Genomic DNA, 18,966 nt, shown 5'->3' on the forward strand with positions numbered 1-18,966 from the left:
GCTAAGCCTGCACACGCTGATGGTACTGCAACCGGGAGGTTGTGGGAGAGTAAGTCACCGCCGACACCAAACAACAACAAACAACTTCATATTGGAACAACAAGAAGGAGACGGCAAACCACCGTCTCCTTCTTTTTCACGTTTTGCTATTCTCCTCACCATGGACCAAAAGCAAATTTCTTATGTGGCGGACCAGGTCGAGCAAGGAATTCTTGGACTCGAAGGCGTCGATAAGCTCCTGGCTTATTTGGATAGCTTGCATCCGGATGATTTGGTCGGCGTGGATTTCCTCGTTGACCGCATGTTTGAGGAGGAGCGTAACCAAATCTGGGAGCTCACGGAAACGCTTAAGGAGTTTCTCGCGGATCTAAAGGAATGCCAGAAGTAGTGCAGACGCTTGACGAAGCAACCAACACCCTTGTAAACCCCTCCGGTTTGAATCTGACTGACCCTGACGATTCACGGGCGTACGTCGACCAGGTGTGGCAGGCCGGTGTGCTTTTGAATGTGGCAATTGATGAGCCTCAACACCTGACCAGCCAAGGCGTCAAGTCAATAGAGCCTTACGATGTCTTCCCGGTCGCGCAACGGGCGCTAGAAGAGGTTCTGCTACAGTTGCCGCTGGCTAATGATCCATTTGGGTCCGTGATCTGGAGCGCGGAACGCTTGGCCCAGGAACTACCTCAGGCCGCCCGATTGGCCCAGGTCGACGGGCTGCGCTTAGTCGAGTGGCTTTTGGGCGTTCTCGAGTCGCCGTATGCGGAGCAGGTTTATATCGACCCCGTACAGTACGCGCAGGCTTTAGGACCTGAAGGCCTCAAAGAGCTGCGCGAGCGTGCGCAGGGTGAGTATGTCGGTCGTCGGTTAGCAGTGCTTTCCGGTTCTGTAGAGGAGGTATTTCGTACCCACACGGACGGATATGAGCAGCTCATTAGCGGGCTTTCGGAGATCGGCCGGTTCGACCTTGCTTACACGTACTCGGAAGAAGCGATGCGAATCCTCCCCGCTGAGGAAACCTTCAACATTGCTGGTGGTTGGGCCGCGATTACCGACGTCCACTTTCCTCACCGCAGCCCTTACGTCAATGAGCGAGTATTCGACGCGTTTCCACGGCTTTCGACAGCGAAAGGTCTTTCTGCGGCGGTGGGGGATAGCGCAGTGGAGCACATCGAGGCTCGGCTGCGCGATAAGCCCTGGGATCTTGCAATGTTTCAGTATCAGTGCCTACGCGATCCGCAACGAGCATGGGCGACAGCCTCGGACGCCGGACTCCAACGCAATGTGGCAGAACTACTTCTTCCGCACCTGCCGGTCGAAACCATTCCCGTTCTTATGCAGCTTATCGAGGAGAAGCTGGAAACAGAAGATGCCTATGGTCGCGACCAAGCGTATGGGTTGCTCGGGAAAGTTCAGAAAGCAGCTGAGCCGGCTTTATTTGAGGACTTCTTAGGTCGCCTACAGCGGAAGTTTGCTGACTGCCCTGAAATTCGCAACCAGCTTGCCGACGCCGCCCAACCCTAAACCATTGCTTTTACCCCCGTTGCCGGTTGTGGTGCGACTCTGGGGATCCCTGCGGATTTAGGGTATCCTATTCGAACATAAACACCCCCACAGGGGTCACATGTCCACCAGCCGGGATACTATAAAGGCGCTCGTTAGAAAACATATACGAACCCTGTTCTTCTCTGCTGGAGTGCCCCGTCCATGACTGCCACACTAAGCCCACCCGAACCAGATACCACCCTCGACTACCCAGACGCCCTCCTCATCACGGACCACCCCGACGCGGGCTACGACAACGAAGGCGACCAAGACGTTCCGGAGGCGTTCTACACCACCAACGCACCCGGCAACCACATCGGCAAAGCCGGCACCTACACACGCAAAACCTCCTGGTTCCTCTACCGCGCCATCCTCCCCCAATTAGACGAGGATGTTGACCTGAGCCTGACCAGCCTTGCCAAAGACCTCGGCATCTCCTACCACAAGCTGCTAGGTTTCCTGCGTGCTCACTTCCGCATGCGCCAACTACCCCTGGTCACCGAAGTCCAAGGCCAGCACTGGATACTCGACCTGATCAAACTGCGCATCATCGATCGCGAACTCAACAGGCTTGAAGATAACCCAGAGCATCTTGAAGCCATCGACGCCGCACTCGCAGACTTCCTCACCCCCACCACACCCAACCAAACCGTCCCCACCGACGCGGATCTGCGCCGCTTTATCCGCACCTTCATCGACACCCACCTGCGCCCCGAAGACAAAGAACAACAACCCGAACCACGACTGCGCATTAACTACAACCCGGATAACACCACCACACTATCTTTGACCTGCGATAGTGCCACCGCCACGATTATCGCCCGCCACATCGACGCCTACACCAACCAGACCACCACCACCGCAGCACAAGCACTCATCGACCTCATCCTCGAAGACACCCACACCAGTGTTGCCATCAACACGTTCACCACCAACCCCGACACCAACCTCGTCTTTCACCCCGGTGCCGGATGGATAAACCTCAACCACGCCCCCACAGACAACACCTTCATCCGCCGACTCAACGCCGACGAGGCAGACTCCTACACCCCCAGCACCGACATCCGCGCCTACACCCAAGGACGCGACGCCACTTGCCGCTGGCCTGGCTGCACCGTCCCCGCCACCCGCTGCCAACTCGACCACCGCATCGAATACCACCTCGGCGGGCCTACCAGTCCAGATAATCTAGTAAACCTCTGCCAACACCACCACAACATCAAAACCGACCGCAGAATCCACTACATCCTCGACCCCATCACCGGAACCATCGCCTGGCTCCACCGCGACGGCACCTACCAACTAGACCACCCCACCGGACCACTAGCCACACACCACACCCACTGGAACCACACCTGGGCCCAATACCTCACACACCAACAACAACGAACAGAAAGGAAGACCTCCAAAGGGTAGGGGATGCCGTTAAAATGGGCTGACAGCCTACCGAGGAGGCCGAACTGATGAGCTCACTGGCTGCCATCGCCTTGCCATTTTTTCAGAGTAGGACCCGATCCTTTCTTGATGAGGACCGGGCAGCTAGACGTGCACTGAAAATGCAAAATGGAATTGGCGTGCTCGATTTTGCCGTGGAGGACCCTTCGGAGGATCCAGCCCAAGTATTCTCGGTTGTGCAAGAAGCGCTGGAGATTGCCGTAGATGTGATAGCCAATGCGGATGACTCACTTGGCATGTTAAGTGAGGTTGTTGAAGAGCTTATCGAGCTCCATGCTAAGAGCGCACAGCGCGCCAAGCCTGCGCCAAAGGAGCTGGCCGAGTGGTTCATTGATTTCCATGAGAGCAACGAGGTTGATTACTTCGATCTTGACCCTGTTGCATATTCAACGGTCCTCGGAGAAGACGGCCTGGCTCGGGCGCGCGCTTGGACGGAAAACGCAGATGTTATCCGCCGCAAGTATATGGAGAAGCGCTTTGCGGTTTTAGATCAAGACGTCGAAGCAATCATTCGTACGCACTTGGCTGAGGGTAGCTACGCGGTTTATTTCGAAGAGACAGCTAAAGCCTTAGAAGAAATCGGTGAGTATGACGCTGCGTGGGAGTACGCGAAGCGTGGAACCGAATCTGATCCAGATTGGCAGGCGCGGTCCTGCGGGCAATTCTGGGTGGAACTAGCGAGGGATCATTTCCCCGAAAGGGAGGAAGAGGTCGCCCAGATAGTTCTCAACAAGTGGCCGGACCCGCTCCTAGAAGTAATGCTTTATCCAGAAAGGTTTGTGGAGCCCTAGAGAACTAGGAGGTCGAACTTCGTAGCTTTTACGTCGGAAAGGCGCTTGCGGACGCGCTCGAGACGCTGCCACTGATCTTGGGGGATGGCTTTCCGGGCAATGGTGACGGTTTCGGCGTCGGGGGTGCCCCACGCGATGGGCATAGGGGTGATTTGCTGCCAGTGGTTGTTGTCCGCGCGGCCGGACACAGCGGCGACGGGAACCTTGGTGCCTATGGTGCGCTGGGTGCCGGGAATAGCGGTCACGGTGCGCAAGCATGCAGCCCAGCGGGGAGCCAGGGAAGGATCCACGTTGGTGTTGACCAGGGCGAGCAGGACCATGTCGCGTTCATTGACCTCAGCGATGACAGCCGGAGCAAGGGGATAGGAGTCATAGAGTTGCTGGGCGGTGCCGACTTTACGGGCGGCGGCGAAGCCGACGATGGCCACCATGATTCCGAAGAGGATCATGCCGAGGCCGATGGTAATGCCCCAGGAAAATCCCCACCAGATGGCCGCGCCGCCGATGATGAGCAGGATGCCCAGCACGAGGCCGGAGATGCGAAGGCGGTTGGAATCGCGCAAGAGCTCGTTATTGGCCTTGGCAAAGGACTCGTCTACGTCGAACTTGAAGATTTTCATTGTTCCAAGTCTAGTGCGTCGATAAGCCGGTAGGCATATCCCTGCTCGGCGAGGAAACGCTGGCGGTGCACGGCGTAGTCCGCGTCGAGGCTATCGCGGGTGACCAGCGAATAGAAGAGGGCTTCCTCTTCCTTGGGGCGCAGCAGTCGGCCGAGGCGTTGGGCCTCCTCTTGGCGGGAGCCGAAGGTACCGGAGACCTGGATGGCTAGGGCTGCCTCGGGAAGATCGATGGAGAAATTGGCCACCTTGGACACCACGAGAACAGGAAGTGTGCCGTCGCGGAATTGTTGGAAGAGGCGCTCGCGCTTGGCGGTGGAGGTGGAGCCGTCGATAACGGGGGCGTCGAGATGTGCGCCGAGCTCCTTGAGCTGGTCAACGTAACCGCCGATGATGAGCGCCTGCTTTGGGTGGCGCGCCAGGATCTTGTCCACCGCACGGAGCTTTGCGGCGGCTTGGGCGGCGATGCGGTAGCGGTCGCGGGGTTGGGCGGTGGCATACAGCATGCGTTCCTCGGCGTCCATATCCACGCGGACCTCGATGCATTCGGCGGTGGCGATATAGCCGGCCATTTCGAGTTCTTTCCACGGGGCGTCGTAGCGCTTGGGTCCGATGAGGGAGAAGACGTCGCCCTCGCGGCCGTCCTCGCGCACGAGGGTAGCGGTAAGCCCTAGCCGACGCCGCGATTGCAGGTCCGACGTCATGCGGAACACCGGGGCGGGAAGGAGATGGACCTCGTCGTAGATGATGAGGCCCCAGTCGCGGGAATCGAAGAGCTCGAGGGCGCGGTATTCGCCCTTGGTTTTGCGGGTGACCACTTGGTAGGTGGCGATGGTGATGGGCTTGATTTCCTTCTTTTCGCCGGAGTATTCGCCTATTTCGTTTTCGGTCAGGGTGGTGCGGCGCAGGAGCTCGTCGCGCCATTGGCGGCCGGCGACGGTATTGGTGACCAGGATGAGCGTGGTGGATTCCGCCTTGGCCATCGCAGCGGCGCCGACGATGGTTTTGCCGGCGCCGCATGGGAGCACGACGACGCCGGAGCCGCCGGACCAGAAGGCTTCGGTAGCGTACTGCTGGTAGTCGCGTAGCTGCCAGCCGTCGTGATTGAGGGCGATGGGATGAGACTCGCCATCGACGTAGCCGGCGAGATCTTCTGCCGGCCAGCCGGCCTTGAGGAGGGCTTGTTTAAGGCGGCCGCGCTCGGAGGGCGGGACGGCGATGGAGTTCTCGTCGATGCGAGCGCCGAGGAGTTTTCCGGTAGCTCCGCGGGTAAGTTCTTCCAGGATGGGCGGCTCATCGGACTCGAGGATGAGGCCGTGGGCCGGGTGGGTGTGGAGGCGGACGCGGCCGTAGCGGGACATGGTTTCGGCGACGTCGACAAGCAGGGCTTGGGGGACTGGGAAGCGGGAGTAGTTTTCCAGGACATCGACGACCTGCTCGGCGTCGTGCCCGGCCGCGCGGGCATTCCACAGCGCGAGCGGGGTGATGCGGTAGGTGTGCACGTGCTCGGGGGCGCGCTCGAGCTCCGCAAAGGGAGCGAGCGCGGCGCGGGCCTCAGCGGCTTGGGCGTGATCCACCTCGAGCAGGACGGTCTTATCCGACTGCACAATCAATGGTCCGTTCATGGCTCCAGCGTAACGGAGGTGATTCGGTGCAAGGGAAACCGGATGGTAGAGCCATCGGCCGCGCGAGCGTCGATTTGCCCTCCCGCCACGGTCAGCGGGGTGACGGTGCGTTTCTTTTCGTTGCCGTTTTTGTCCGCATAGCCGATGGTGATCGGCCGGGCAGTGCGCGCGGCGGCGTGGACTATGTCGAGGCTGGGAGTAGTAGGCGCGGCGTCGTCGCGCAGGGTGCGCATGGCCTTCGCGATGTCCGGGGAAGCGGTGGCTCGCCGGGCGGTGGGCGTCGGCAGGGTGGCCGGTTCGGGCGCGACGGTGAGGCTGGCGCCGCTTTCGTCCTCGGCCGCTGGAGAGAGTCCGTGCTCGCGCAGGCGCTCCAGCAGGTCGTGCACCGGCAATTGGGATACCGCGACGGTGGGCGCGAGCAGGCGCAAGGGCGCTGTCTTGAGCGCAATCTGGAGGAGAGCCGGGTCCTCGCTGCGCAGGTAGGACAGCGCCGGGCCGGAGCGCAGGGTGCCATGGCGCTTGGCGACGTCCCCGATGTGGAACTCCAGCGTCTGCGGCACCTCCCCGTGGGCGGCGAAAAAGTCCAGGATTTCCTCCCCAGTCATGCCACGATCGAGCCCGCGGCGCAGGGAAGCGTCCGAGATGCGGTAGACACTGGCCAGGCCAGGGGACTCGAGGTCGGCGACGGATTCGAGCCGCTGGTGGGTCTCCGGATCGAGCGGGCCGGGAACCAGGACGGTCATATCCGCTTGGATGAGGAAGTAATCGACCGTGTCGGGGGTGAGGCGGGTGGCGGCTTCGGGGCCGTCGATAAGCACGCTGGTGGGGCGCTCAAGGGCAATGGCGCCGATCCACTCGGCTTCCGCGCGGAGTTCGGCGATGGTCTCGTCCGAAGTGTGCGTGGCAAAGAGCGGAAAGTGGAAGCGTAGGGACTCCTCGAAGCTGGGCTTCGCCCCGCGCAGGTAGACCTGCAGGACATTTTGTCTAAATTCCGGCAGCCGGTCGTTGGTGTGCGCTAGCGTGCGGCCTTCCTTGGTCCATGGGGAGGCAGTCCACGCCTCGAGCAGGACCTGCCACTTTTCGGCGAGGCTCGCGTCGAGCCAGGCCTGGGCGAGCTCCGTTGGCGCGAGGAAATTGCCGTCGGAGTTTTTCGGTTCGCCGCGGCTGAGCAGGCGGGCGCTCATGCCGAGCTCAATGAGGCGACGCAGCTCTCCTTCATCGATAGTGAGGGTTTTGCTCAGGTTGGTGAGTTGGCGAACGCCGACGGTCTTGTCCTTGAGCAGTTCTATCGGCCGTGCGCCTAGGGCGTCAATGACGCGCTGCATGCCGCGCACAGCGGAAAGGCCGGCCGCGGTACCGGCATCATCGGCCTTGGAATCCGGGGCGGGGGATTCGGTGATTCCCTCTACTGGGATTGGGGCGGTGGGCTTGCCGTTGAGCGCAAGGTGCACGGCGCGCGGCAGGCGGACGGTGGTGGCGTCCACGCGCTGGAGCAGCTGCTTGGCGATGAGCCGCGGAATCGGCCGGGCCGGATCCGCATCGATGGCCGCATCCCGCGTGGTGCCCAGGCCATTGGAGCGCGATAGGGTCTCGAGGACCTTCCGTTCTTCGTCCGGCAGCTCGGCGATGTCCTCCGGGCTGACTTGGACCTGGTCGAGGAGGGACCAGCCCGTGGGAAGGGCAGGCATGACCTCGGGTGGGATGAGGATGTTGCCGTAGGCTAGGCCGCGCTCCTTGAGCTGGCGGGTGATATCCGGATTAAGGTCTTCTACCTCTTCGAGTTCTCCTCCGCGGCGTGCGATGTCTTCAATTTCCGCAAGCTGCCGTGCAGTGCAGTTCATTAAAGCCCGAGCGATGGAGGTGCGCAGGAGCAGGCGGGTAGCGAGCGCGGCGATGCTCGGGGGTAGCGGATTGAGTACATCCGGCCGGTTGCGGAGGATGATGGCGAGCTCTTCTTCCTCAAGGGAGGCGAGCCACGTGCGGAAATGCGGGAGGTGGGAAGACTGAGTCATGATGTCACCCCAGTTTAGTTATCGTTTGAGTTACGTTTTTGCGCAAGGTTTGAAATAATAAGGGCTATGTCGAATCAGAAGAAGGGTCACGTTTCCCCGGCTTGGCCGAAGAACGAAAATCGCGAGCACGCAATCACGGAAATCTCTGCGCCTTTTGCTGGTGCGTCCAGCCCCTACGGCGATGATCTGATCTTGCCGATGCCGGCAGAGAAGCTGAACTACGTTCACCCTTATACTCGCATCAATCGCTAGAGTATGTCCCCGCCTTGGTGCGGGGATTTTTCTTTCATACAAAAAGGGCCCATTGCTATTGCAATGGGCCCTTTATCGCTATGTATTAGCGAGTGATGTTCTCAATCATCTGCGCAATCGGGTCGATGACGTTGCGGTTGGCAGAGTAGAAGTTGTTGAAGTCGTGGCGGTTAGCCTTGTACAGCTCGGTGAACTGCGCAGGCAGTGCCAGGCCGTAGGAGTTAGCGGCGTTCTTGATGGTGTTGTACAGAGCATCAACAGCCAGCTCATCGGACTTCTGGGAAGCAGCCTGCTTGACCGGAGCCGGTGCCTGGGCCGGAGCCTTAGGTGCAGCGGACGGAGCGGTGCGCTGGGTTGGAGCGGAGTTCAGGCCGAGGGAAGCGGAGCAAGCCGGCCATGCGCCCCAGCCCTGGGATGCGAGCACGCGCTCAGCAACGACAATCTGCTGCTCGCGGGAAGCCTGATCGGCGGTAGCGGCGAACTCGCCGCCACCGTTAGCCTGCCAGGTCTGCGGGTTGAACTGCAGTCCGCCCTGGTAGCCGTTGCCGGTGTTGATGTGCCAGTTGCCGCCGGACTCGCACTGTGCCAGACGGTCCCAGTCGGAATCTGGGGCAGCGGATGCGGTCGGTGCCATGATGGCAGCGGCGGCGCCGAAGGCGACGGTGCCGGCGGTGAATTTAGCGGCCATACGGTTCTTAGCGGAGTGGCGTCCCATGTAGTTAGTCCTCTCTGTGTGCCCGCATTAAGTGCAAAAATTATGTACCAAAAAGAAAGGGCGGGCGAGGGCAACTTTCTTAACGGCTCTTAAGTGTCTGGGGGACAGCGTAGCGGTTTATAACGAAAGTGTCACGTTATGGGCACTAAACGGGAAAGAAATGGGACAAATGTGGTGGGTGAGGGGGTGTTTTTGCAGGTGAGCAATAATCTGTGATCTGTGTCATGTAACGCGGGTGTGTCGCGGCAGAGTGCGCGACTTCTGTTGTTTTGACCAGGCGGCTAAAATAAAGATTTTCCCCTAGAGAAGAGGTGGGTACCTATGCCTATTGGCAAAGTGAAGTGGTATGACGCCGAGAAAGGTTTCGGTTTCGTCAGCAACCCGGGCGATGAAGACGTTTATGTTGGCCGCAACGTGCTGCCCAAGGGGGTAGAGGAACTGTTCCCCGGCCAGCGCATCGACTTCGACTTCGCGGCCGGGCGCCGCGGTCCGCAGGCGCTGCGGGTCAAGGTATTGGATAAGCCGCGTCGCCGCACGCCGGCCCGCAAGCCGGAAGAGCTCGGCAGCATGGTCTCTGACGTAATGACCTTGCTGGAGTCGCAGATTCAGCCGGTGCTCAATTCCGGTCGTTACCCGGAGCGCAAGACTGGGCGCCAGGTAGCAGAAATCCTCCGCGCAATCGCGAAGGATTTGGATAGCTAATTAGAAGCCTTCGTGGATTCCTCCGCGGAGGCTTCTCGTTCTTTATCGGTCATCGTGGTCAGCGACCACACGGTGGCCAAGGGGGTTTCGTCGCCGTTGTCATCGGTGCCGATCATCATGGAGGAAATCTCCACCACCTTGAGTCGGGGGCGCTTGCCGGTAGAGGCCTTGATGGGTTCTACCGAGCCGGGGATCGATACCTCGGTGGTCTCGTTTGCGCCGTGCGCGGTTTCATCGTTGGCGGCGGGGTCATCGTAGATGGAAAGAATCTTCCACTCGTGGTCGGAGATTTCTTCGGGAATATCGAGCTTGAGGGTGTCATTGTCCCCCACGGTGAGGTTCGGGACCTCGCCTTCCGGGCACTCGGTGCCGGGCTCGCATGTAATGTACGGGGCGACGTCGATGGACTTATCGCCCACGGAGGCGGTGACCGTGATGTCGCGGGGATCGGGACCCGGGCGCTGGTTCCACCAGTTTTGGAAGATCACTACGGCGGCGACGATGACCGCCACGACCACGATGAGGGCCAAGATCTGCAGCAGCGACTTTTTCCTTGCTTCCTTACGGGTTGCCATGGGCCTTTACCTTACTCGAACGTGGAAGAGTTCTTCCCACCGCTTGCCGGTAAGCCAGAACTCATCGTCTGTGATGTGTGCGATGCCGTTGAGGACATCATCGGGGTCGGTATAGCGGGACTTATCAATCGCGTCGGTGGAGATTATGGCGGTTACTCGGCCGGTGGAGGGATCGATGCGGTAGATGTTGTCATCCATCCACACATTGGCGTAGACGGCATCGCCCACGCACTCGAGTTCATTGATGTCTTCGAGGGGCTTTCCCTCTAGGGTGACGTCGGTAGTGGAGCGCTGCGCGAAGGTCTCTGGGTCCATGTGCCGCAGGGTCGCGGAGCCATCGGACATGAGGAGATCCTCGCCGGTATTGCACAGGCCCCAGCCCTCGCCCGAGTAGGTGGCGGTATCTACTTGGCGCAGGTCGTGGTCGTATTTCAGGGCTTGGCCGGACTTCCAGGTCAGCTGCCAGATGGAATCGCCGGCTTGGGTGATGCCCTCGCCAAAGTAGCTGCTATCCAGGCGTGTTTCGGCCAAGGTTTCGCCGGTTTCGGGGGAGAAGCGCTCCAAGCGGGATTCGCCCCACTGGCCGGTGCCCAAGAGCAGGTTGCCGTCCGGATCGGTTTCGAGGCCCTGAGTAAAGGAATTGGGCGGCAAGGAAGCGGTGCCGAGGACCTCGACGGAGAGGTGTTCTACTTCGGGTTCAGCTGGGGTAGAGGAACAGGCAACGAGCGTGCAGGGGAGGAGAATGCAGGCGGCGCGGGAAAGAAACGACATGCACCATATGTACCACCGGGTGCGCTCCATAATGAATAATGAGGGGCGTGAGTAAGCGAAAAGCAAATCCGTTGATCGATTCTCGCGCCGTGCGCATCGCGCGCGAGGCGCTGGATGAGGTGGGGGAAGGGGGCGTCGGCAAGCATATCGGCGTCGCCGGGATGGGCCGAAACGTTGCTACCCACCGATTCGAAGCAGAGATGCCTGGCTACCCCGGCTGGGAATGGCAGGCGGTGCTCGCCTGCGCGGAGGGATCGCGCTACGTCACCGTCAATGAGGTGGCGTTGGTGCCGGGCGGGGAGGCCCTGCAGCCGCCGGAATGGGTGCCCTATGAGGACCGCGTGCGGCCCGGCGACCTTGGACCCGGAGACCTGATGCCACCGGCCGTGGATGATTCCCGCCTGGACGGGGATAACCTATCCACGTCCGGCTTGGAAGACGCCAAGAAGCGTTGGCGCACCGAGTTCGGCCCAAATACGGATATGGCGGCCAAGGCGCGCCTGCAGTGCCGCACCTGTGCGTTTTATGTGCAGCTGATGGACAACTACGGCGTCTGTGCCAATGAGTACTCGGCGGACGGCCGGGTGGTGCACTCGCGCTATGGCTGCGGTGCGCATTCGCAGACGCGCGTGCGGGAAGAAAAGACCCCGGAAGTGGCCTTCGATGATGAAAAGCCCATCTTCCAGGATTTTGAAATCGAGGATTAAGGCAGCACACTTATGGCGTAAGACTCGCTGTACGTGAAAGGCGCAGGCGTTGAAAGCCACTCTCGATCGCTATTTCCATATCTCTGAACGTGGTTCCTCCATTGGAACCGAGCTACGCGCGGGAACGGTCTCGTTCTTCGCCATGGCCTATATCATCCTCTTGAACCCGCTCATCCTCGGTACTACCGAGGACGCGGAAGGCTACGCGCTAGGCGTGCCACAGGTCGCCGCCGCCACCGCGCTGGTCGCCGGCGTCATGTCCATCCTTTTCGGCGCGATTGCCAAGTACCCCTTTGCCATGGCCGCAGGCTTGGGTATGAATACCTTCGTGGGCGTGAGCATGGTCGCCACCAGCGGGCTGACCTGGCAAGAATCCATGGGCCTGGTGGTCATTGAGGGCATCATCATCGTCCTGCTGGCCATTTCTGGTTTCCGCACCGCCGTCTTTGACGCCATCCCGCAGTCCATGAAGGCGGCGATGGGCGTGGGCATCGGCATGTTCATCGCCATGATTGGCCTCGTGGATGGTGGCTTTGTCACCCGCGTGCCGGACGCTGCGAATACCACCGTACCGGTGGGGCTGGGCATCAATGGTTCGATTTCTACTTGGCCGGCGCTGGTTTTTGTCATCGGCCTCATTATTTGTTCCTTCATGGTCATTCGGAACGTGCCGGGCGGGCTCTTCATCGCCATCGTGCTGACCACCATCATCGCGTTTATTATCCAGGCGTTGACCGGCTCCGAGGATTGGGGCATGGCCGCGCCGGTGAAGCCGGAGGCGCTCGGCGGCATTCCGGATCTGTCCATCGTGGGCGATGTGAACCTGGTGGGCGCGTTTACCAAGATCGGCGTGGTCTCCACGGTGCTGCTGATTTTTACCCTGTTGCTGACCAACTTCTTTGATGCGATGGGCACCATGACCGGCCTGGGCAAGCAAGGCAAGCTTGTCGACGCCGACGGCAACCTCCCCGATATGAAGAAGGCCCTCGTCGTTGAAGGCTTCGGCGCCGTGGCCGGCGGCCTGGGCTCTGCTTCTTCCAATACCGTCTTTGCGGATTCCTCCGCCGGCATTGCCGATGGCGCCCGCACCGGCCTGGCCAACCTCATGACCGGTGTGCTGTTCCTCGCCGCGATGTTCTTGACGCCGCTGTATGAAATCGTGCCCATCGAGGCGGCCTCCCCGGTGCTGGTCATCGTCGGCGTGATGATGGCCGCGCAGCTGACCGAGATCCGCTGGACCAAGATGGAGATCGCCATCCCCGCCTTCCTGACCATTGTGACCATGCCGTTTACCTATTCCATTGCCAACGGCATCGGCGTGGGCTTCATCTCCTTCGCGCTCATGTCCACCTTCGCCGGCAAGGCCAAGGACGTGCACTGGATCATGTGGCTCTTGGCTGGCCTCTTCGTGATTTTCTTTGGCATGGATCCGATTTCCAATGCCATCGGCTAGCCTAAGGGCATGCTGATTACTGACCCCACAGACCCTCGCCTGAACGATATTCGGAACCTCAACAAATCCGATAAGTCTGGCGAGGGTCTCGTCATTGCTGAGGGCCCGCTGGTGGTCTCCCGGCTGGCCGAGTCCCGGTTCCCCATGCGCTGCCTCGTGGGCTTTCCCAAGAAGGTGGAGGCCTATATTTCCGAGTATGGCGAACCCGAGTGCCCCATCTACGAGGTCTCTCGCGAGACCCTAGCGGAGGTAGCCGGCTTCGATATGCACCGCGGGCTGGTCGCTGCCGCGGACCGCGCCCCGGAGCCGGAGGTGAGCGAGATCGTGGAATCCGCCAAGACCATCGCCGTGCTCGAGGGCGTGGGCGATCATGAAAATATCGGCGCCATCTTCCGCCATGCCGCCGGCATGGGCGTGGATGCGGTGCTGCTGGGCTCCGGTGCGGCGGATCCGCTCTACCGGCGCTCGGTGCGCGTGTCCATGGGGCACGTGCTGCGCTTGCCTTTTGCCCATTTAGAAGGCGGGTTTACTACCTGGCAGCGTTCATTGCAGGCGCTTGCCGACGCCTCCTTTACCCTCATTTCCTTAACCCCCAACCCCCAGGCTGTGCACTTGGCCGAGGCCATGCATGGCCTAGATAAGGTGGCGATGCTCGTCGGCGCGGAAGGCCCCGGCCTTACCGAACACGCAATGAAGGCCACCGATATACGCGCACGCATACCGATGGCCCCTGGCACCGATTCTCTTAATGTGGCGACCGCTGCCGCCATTTCCTTTTATGAGCGCCAGCGCTCCTTGAGCGACTTAAACGTCTGAGCGCTCCAATTGCCAAGGAGCGAACCCAAGTGCTTGGCGGTGGAGATAATTTCCTCGCCGGTGGATTCCGGCTCGGCGTTGTGGTCCTCGTAGTCGTCGTAATCGTTGAGCCCCAGCTTATTGGCCGATTGCGCCGCTAGCTCGCCAACGGTCCGCTTGGGCTTCGGCGGGTCGATTTTCGGCTCTGGGCGGCCATCGACCGCGTAGCCCACGACGTCGAGATCAGGGCCATCGTGCCCGACCTCAATGCCAAGCCAGTATTCCTGGGCTGCTTCCATGATGCCGAGCGGCTCGAATGGCAGGGAAATACCGCCGAGCGGCTCGTATTTTTCGCCCGCCCAATAAGGAGCCTCGAAAGGTTCGGGCAAGCCGGTGTCTTCATAAAGGTGCTCGCGGGTAGCGCAGAGGCAGCGCTTGAGCTCGCCGCCCTCCCAGAGCGCAAAGCCGGCGTAGCCTTCCTTCTCGTTGCTTGCCAGCGCGATAACCCGCTGGGCGGGCACCGCGTTGAGCAGCGTGTCCGGCAGCTGAGACAGGAGGACAGAGTCGCCTTCACACACCGTTTGCACCACGGTGATGCCGGGGTAGCCGCCGATGTAGTACTCGTTTGGATCCGTCTGCGCGGAGCGGTTGAGCGGGAATTGCCCAATCGGTGTGACCGGGAAAGTGGGATCTAGCTGGGCGAGGAACTTCCGCCCAAAGCCGCGGTCTGCCTTGGGCTCGGTTTTCAACACCTCTTCCGCATTGGGCTGAGAGATGTACCAGAGAGTAAGTACTGCGTGAGAGATGTCCACGATTAGTCCCTAGGGCGCTTGGTATTGGAGCGAACGCCGAGCAACACGTCCTCCCAATGCGGGGTGACGGCTTTGCGGCGGCGCTTGGTGGGCTTTTCTTCTGGCGAGGGGTTCTGCAAGAACTCCTCTTCCTCCGGCTCTTCCGGAGGGGTGGTTGGCGCGGTGAGGTCAGTGACGTTGCTGGGCTGGTCGCCATCGATAGCTTCGTCATAGCGGCCGCTGCCCAGCGAGGTCAGCGAGCGCACCGGCTGCACGAAATCCGGGTCCGTCAGGTCGGCGGCCACCGAGTTACGTGCTTCCACCGTGGCAGGCGAGGACATCGACTGCTTGAAGTACCACTCGGCCTCGTTCTCGGACAGGCCGGCCTTCCACGTCACGCGCACGATCCAGGCCTCGCCCTGGTGGCGGTAGGCATCCCAGGTGGACTCGGAGAGCGAGTGCCCACGGGCGGCAAAGGCGGTGGCCAGAACCTCCCACAAGGTGAGCTTGGCCGGCCCGTCCTCGCGGACCGGGTGGGCCTGCTTGGCAATCTCCGCGATTCGGTTGCGCTCCAGCATGACCGGGTAGGCGAAGGGCTCGATGCGAGATTCGGTCACGCCCATTTCTTCCGCCAGCTCCGCCGCAGAGGCGCCGGCGCGAATGCGGTTTTGGATCTCCGCCGGGCGGATCTTTGTCTCTTCCACCGGTTCCGGTTTGGTGGGCTTGGCCAGGCTGATGGCCGGAGCCGCCGGTTCCTCTTCCGGGGTTTCCTCCTGCTCGCCCTGCAGGGCCTCACGCAGCTCATCGGTGATGGAGAGGAAAAACTCTTCGCCGTCTTCGGTGCGCAGCACCAAAGAGGTTTCGGTCGACTCACTGTCAACTGGGAACAGCTCGCGCATAATAGGGCGCTCCTTTTGCCTATCGACGGCGGACAAATCTGTGATGCATTCAACTATAACGTGAATATGCCCCGCAGCCTGCGAGGCGGCGGGGCATGTTGAGGGGTGAGGCGTTAATTCGCATCCAAGACGTAGTCGATGCACTGGGTCAGCTTGGCGATATCAGCCGGCTCAATAGCCGGGAACATGCCGATGCGCAGTTGGTTACGGCCCAACTTGCGGTACGGCTCCACGTCCACGATGCCGTTAGCGCGCAGGGTGGCGGCGAGCGCTGCGGCATCGACGGACTCTGCGAAGTTGATGGTGCCCACCACGAGCGAGCGGGACGCAGGCGCCGCGACGAAGGGAGTGGTCTCCGGGCGGGATTCGGCCCAGTTATACAGCGTGGTGGAGGAATCCGTAGTGCGCTCAACCATGCCGTCCAGGCCGCCGTTGGCATTCATCCACTGGACCTGGTTGTTCAGCATGAGCAGGGTGGCGATTGCCGGGGTGTTATAGGTCTGGTTCTTGCGGGAGTTATCTACTGCTGTCTGCAGGTTGAGGAAGTTGGGGATATAGCGCTCGGAGGCGTTGATTTTCTCAATCCGCTCCAGCGCGGCGGGGGACATGGCGGCGAGCCACAGGCCGCCGTCGGAAGCAAAGCACTTTTGTGGCGAGAAATAGTAGACATCCGTATCGGAGATGTGCACGGGCAGACCACCCGCGCCGGAAGTGGCGTCCACGACCACCAGCTGTTGATCATTGCGGGGGTGCGGGCGGGTGACTTCTGCCATCGCACCGGTGGAGGTTTCATTGTGTGCCCAAGCGACGACGTCCGCCTCCGCGGAGAGTTCGCGTGGGTCGGGCGCCGTGCCCACGGGGGCTTCCACGATGGATGGGGCATCGAGCCAGGGTGCACCCGCGGCGGCCTTGGCAAATTTAGTGGAAAACTCGCCAAAGGTGAGGTGGGCGGAGTGGCGTTCAATAAGGCCGAAGGTGGCAGCATCCCAGAAGGCAGTAGCGCCGCCCAGAGAAAGGACAATCTCGTATCCCTCTGGCAGGGAGAAGAGATCGCTTAAACCTTCACGCACCGAACCTACGAGGTTCTTCACTGCCGGCTGGCGGTGAGAAGTGCCCATGACCGCGGGGTCAATGGCCGCAAGCTGGTCGGGGCGAACCTTGGAGGGGCCGCAGCCAAAGCGGCCGTCGGCAGGCAGGAGGTCGGTGGGCAGCGTAAGTTCTGGAGTGCTCATGCGTGCAAGTGTAGAACAGTTCCGGTCGAACGGCAGTTATTTTAGCTGACTGAAACTTGTAGGCGGCGTCACAAAGTTTGCTAAAGTGTGAAGAGGTATCAAGCTAACTTCTTTAAGTTAGTGCTTAATAGTGACTCTGCACATAGAGAAAGGAACTTCCGTGGCTTCTGAAGACAACAAGGTAGTGCTCCAGTACCCAGGCGGCGAGTACGAGATGGACATCAAGCAGTCCACCGAGGGCGACTCTGGCTTTGACATCTCCAAGCTCCGTAACGAGACCGGACTCGTTACTTTCGACCCTGGTTATACCTCCACCGGTTCCACCGAGTCCAAGATCACCTTCATTAACGGCGAAGAGGGTATCCTGCGCCACCGCGGCTACGATATCGCGGACCTTGCGGAAAACGCCACGTTCAATGAGGTTTCTTACCTGCTGATTAAGGGACACCTGCCTAACGAGGAAGAGCTCAGCCACTTTAACCGCGAAATCCGCCACCACACCCTGTTGGATGAGGACTTCAAGGCCGCGTTCAATATCTTCCCGCGCAACGCGCACCCAATGGCCGTGCTGGCTTCCTCCCTTAACATTCTTTCCGCGTACTACCAGGATCAGCTCAACCCGCTGGACCCAGAGCAGCTGGATAAGGCCACCGTCCGCCTGCTGGCTAAGGTTCCAATGCTGGCTGCGTATGCTTACCGCGCTTCCCAGGGCAAGCCTTATATGTACCCGGATAATAGCCTGAACGCCCGCGAGAACTTCCTGCGCATGATGTTCGGCTACCCCACCGAGGAGTACGAGGTTGACCCGGTTGTAGCTAAGGCCCTGGATAAGCTGCTTATCCTGCACGCTGACCACGAGCAGAACTGCTCCACCTCCACCGTGCGCATGATTGGTTCCGCTCAGGCCAATATGTTCGTCTCCATCGCCGGCGGCATTAACGCCCTGTCCGGCCCGCTGCACGGCGGCGCAAACCAGGCCGTTCTGGAGATGCTGGAAGATATCCAGAACAACCACGATGGTGACGCTACCGACTTCATGAACCGCGTGAAGAATAAGGAAAAGGGCGTTCGCCTCATGGGCTTTGGCCACCGCGTGTACAAGAACTACGACCCACGCGCGGCCATCGTCAAGGACACCGCCCACGAGATCATCGAGCACTTGGGCGGCGACCCAATGCTGGATCTGGCCATGAAGCTGGAAGATATTGCGCTGAATGACGATTACTTCGTCTCCCGCAAGCTCTACCCGAACGTGGACTTCTACACCGGCCTGATCTACCGCGCCATGGGCTTCCCGACGGACTTCTTCACCGTCCTCTTCGCCATCGGCCGCCTGCCGGGCTGGATTGCACAGTACCGCGAGCAGCTGGAGATCAACACCAAGATCAACCGTCCGCGCCAGATTTACACCGGCGAGTCCCTGCGTAAGGTCACCCCGCGTAGCGAGCGTTAAAGCGCTCTGCGGTCTGCCTAATTAAGCCGAATCGGGTGGTAGCACCTATAATAGGTGCAGCTCGGTTCGGTTTTTAATGCGACCGCACGAACAAACTAGATTTCCCAAGGAGAATAATCCCCATGGATAAGCCTGTTATTGAAGCCCAGTCTGGCCCAGCGCCCACGGACCTTGTCGTAGAAGACATCGTCGTCGGCGACGGTGCTGAGGCGCAGCCTGGTGCCGTAGTGGAGGTCCACTACGTCGGCGCTGAATACGAGACCAACCAAGAATTCGATTCCTCGTGGGACCGTGGCCAGTCCATCGAGTTCCCGCTGACCGGTCTCATCGCCGGCTGGCAAGAGGGCATTCCGGGAATGAAGGTGGGCGGTCGCCGCAAGCTCATCATTCCGCCGGAAAAGGCCTACGGTCCCGCCGGTGGTGCGCACCCGCTGTCCGGCCGCACCTTGGTCTTTATTATTGACCTCATCCGCGCTGACTAAAAGCGCTCAGCCCCAGGGTTTTGAACTGGCCCCCAAAAGTTGGACTGGTTTAATTCTAGGCGGTGAGGGACTCAAGGGCCTGATTCCGATAGTGCAT

General features: G+C 60.5%; 20 protein-coding genes. 11 read left to right on the plus strand and 9 right to left on the minus strand.

All coding sequences use genetic code 11. From position 1 onward, the window contains the following. Positions 1-160: 160 nt before the first annotated feature. The 4 genes from QP915_RS11280 to QP915_RS11295 all read left to right on the plus strand — a co-directional run bounded on the left by QP915_RS11280 (position 161) and on the right by QP915_RS11295 (position 3,788). Positions 161-388, plus strand: a complete 228-nt coding sequence (locus QP915_RS11280; RefSeq protein ID WP_239279157.1) for a tRNA 2-thiouridine-synthesizing protein — start codon at positions 161-163, stop codon at positions 386-388. After that, on the plus strand, positions 388-1,521 hold the full coding sequence (locus QP915_RS11285; RefSeq protein WP_284769396.1) for a hypothetical protein: 1,134 nt from the start codon (positions 388-390) through the stop codon (positions 1,519-1,521). The genes QP915_RS11280 and QP915_RS11285 overlap by 1 nt, the downstream gene beginning before the upstream one ends. Positions 1,522-1,704: 183 nt before the next feature. Further along, entirely contained in the window at positions 1,705-2,958 is a 1,254-nt protein-coding gene (locus tag QP915_RS11290; protein WP_284769397.1) for an HNH endonuclease signature motif containing protein, read from the plus strand. 158 nt (positions 2,959-3,116) lie between these two features. After that, positions 3,117-3,788: a DUF6880 family protein gene (locus QP915_RS11295; RefSeq protein WP_284769398.1), complete on the plus strand. Its 672-nt coding sequence runs from the start codon at positions 3,117-3,119 to the stop codon at positions 3,786-3,788. Here QP915_RS11295 and QP915_RS11300 read toward each other — a convergent pair. From QP915_RS11300 to QP915_RS11310, 3 genes are read right to left on the minus strand one after another with little or no spacing between them, the layout of a single operon-like run. Beyond that, positions 3,785-4,408 carry a DUF3239 domain-containing protein gene (locus tag QP915_RS11300; protein ID WP_284769399.1) on the minus strand — a complete coding sequence of 208 codons (624 nt, stop codon included), beginning with the start codon at positions 4,406-4,408 and terminating at the stop codon, positions 3,785-3,787. The two genes, QP915_RS11295 and QP915_RS11300, sit on opposite strands and share 4 nt — an antisense overlap. Next, positions 4,405-6,030 (minus strand): DNA repair helicase XPB, encoded by a 1,626-nt coding sequence (locus QP915_RS11305; protein WP_284769400.1) that lies wholly within the window; start codon positions 6,028-6,030, stop codon positions 4,405-4,407. The genes QP915_RS11300 and QP915_RS11305 overlap by 4 nt, the downstream gene beginning before the upstream one ends. Then, entirely contained in the window at positions 6,027-8,042 is a 2,016-nt protein-coding gene (locus QP915_RS11310; RefSeq protein ID WP_284769401.1) for a helicase-associated domain-containing protein, read from the minus strand. Before QP915_RS11310 ends, QP915_RS11305 begins: the two co-directional genes overlap by 4 nt. A gap of 66 nt (positions 8,043-8,108) precedes the next feature. Between QP915_RS11310 and QP915_RS11315 the strand changes: the two genes are divergently transcribed. After that, positions 8,109-8,294 carry a hypothetical protein gene (locus tag QP915_RS11315; protein ID WP_005329460.1) on the plus strand — a complete coding sequence of 62 codons (186 nt, stop codon included), beginning with the start codon at positions 8,109-8,111 and terminating at the stop codon, positions 8,292-8,294. A gap of 85 nt (positions 8,295-8,379) precedes the next feature. Here the strand turns inward: QP915_RS11315 and QP915_RS11320 are convergent, their stop codons facing one another. Next, on the minus strand, positions 8,380-9,009 hold the full coding sequence (locus tag QP915_RS11320; RefSeq protein ID WP_284769402.1) for a resuscitation-promoting factor Rpf1 domain-containing protein: 630 nt from the start codon (positions 9,007-9,009) through the stop codon (positions 8,380-8,382). A gap of 321 nt (positions 9,010-9,330) precedes the next feature. Between QP915_RS11320 and QP915_RS11325 the strand changes: the two genes are divergently transcribed. After that, on the plus strand, positions 9,331-9,711 hold the full coding sequence (locus tag QP915_RS11325) for a cold-shock protein (protein ID WP_005323875.1): 381 nt from the start codon (positions 9,331-9,333) through the stop codon (positions 9,709-9,711). Here the strand turns inward: QP915_RS11325 and QP915_RS11330 are convergent. Together QP915_RS11330 and QP915_RS11335 are read right to left on the minus strand one after the other, a co-directional pair. Continuing rightward, positions 9,708-10,286 carry a DUF2771 domain-containing protein gene (locus QP915_RS11330; protein ID WP_284769403.1) on the minus strand — a complete coding sequence of 193 codons (579 nt, stop codon included), beginning with the start codon at positions 10,284-10,286 and terminating at the stop codon, positions 9,708-9,710. The two genes, QP915_RS11325 and QP915_RS11330, sit on opposite strands and share 4 nt — an antisense overlap. A gap of 6 nt (positions 10,287-10,292) precedes the next feature. Next, positions 10,293-11,057 (minus strand): glutaminyl-peptide cyclotransferase, encoded by a 765-nt coding sequence (locus tag QP915_RS11335; RefSeq protein WP_284769404.1) that lies wholly within the window; start codon positions 11,055-11,057, stop codon positions 10,293-10,295. 38 nt (positions 11,058-11,095) lie between these two features. Between QP915_RS11335 and QP915_RS11340 the strand changes: the two genes are divergently transcribed. Genes QP915_RS11340 through QP915_RS11350 form a run of 3 tightly spaced genes read left to right on the plus strand, consistent with a single transcriptional unit; the run spans position 11,096 to position 14,033 of the window. Beyond that, a complete protein-coding gene (locus QP915_RS11340) occupies positions 11,096-11,764 on the plus strand; it encodes a DUF3027 domain-containing protein (protein ID WP_284769405.1) in 669 nt (222 codons plus the stop codon). 49 nt (positions 11,765-11,813) lie between these two features. Further along, on the plus strand, positions 11,814-13,217 hold the full coding sequence (locus tag QP915_RS11345) for an NCS2 family permease (protein ID WP_239279174.1): 1,404 nt from the start codon (positions 11,814-11,816) through the stop codon (positions 13,215-13,217). A gap of 9 nt (positions 13,218-13,226) precedes the next feature. Next, positions 13,227-14,033, plus strand: a complete 807-nt coding sequence (locus tag QP915_RS11350; RefSeq protein WP_284769406.1) for a TrmH family RNA methyltransferase — start codon at positions 13,227-13,229, stop codon at positions 14,031-14,033. Here the strand turns inward: QP915_RS11350 and QP915_RS11355 are convergent. From QP915_RS11355 to serC, 3 genes are all read right to left on the minus strand, one after another. Further along, entirely contained in the window at positions 13,994-14,824 is an 831-nt protein-coding gene (locus QP915_RS11355; RefSeq protein ID WP_284767290.1) for a DUF6928 family protein, read from the minus strand. The genes QP915_RS11350 and QP915_RS11355 overlap by 40 nt on opposite strands. Positions 14,825-14,826: 2 nt before the next feature. Further along, positions 14,827-15,702: a septation protein SepH gene (gene sepH, locus QP915_RS11360; protein ID WP_284767291.1), complete on the minus strand. Its 876-nt coding sequence runs from the start codon at positions 15,700-15,702 to the stop codon at positions 14,827-14,829. A 113-nt stretch (positions 15,703-15,815) separates the two neighbouring features. Next, a complete protein-coding gene (gene serC, locus QP915_RS11365; RefSeq protein WP_284767292.1) occupies positions 15,816-16,934 on the minus strand; it encodes a phosphoserine transaminase in 1,119 nt (372 codons plus the stop codon). A gap of 160 nt (positions 16,935-17,094) precedes the next feature. Between serC and QP915_RS11370 the strand changes: the two genes are divergently transcribed. Then, complete coding sequence (locus QP915_RS11370; RefSeq protein WP_040425095.1) at positions 17,095-18,387, plus strand: citrate synthase; 1,293 nt, start codon at positions 17,095-17,097, stop codon at positions 18,385-18,387. Between the two features lie 122 nt (positions 18,388-18,509). Further along, positions 18,510-18,869 (plus strand): FKBP-type peptidyl-prolyl cis-trans isomerase, encoded by a 360-nt coding sequence (locus QP915_RS11375; RefSeq protein ID WP_005323855.1) that lies wholly within the window; start codon positions 18,510-18,512, stop codon positions 18,867-18,869. The last annotated feature ends 97 nt before the right edge of the window (positions 18,870-18,966 follow it).

The sequence above is a fragment of the Corynebacterium sp. MSK158 genome (genome assembly GCF_030229085.1).
Lineage (GTDB): Bacteria > Actinomycetota > Actinomycetes > Mycobacteriales > Mycobacteriaceae > Corynebacterium.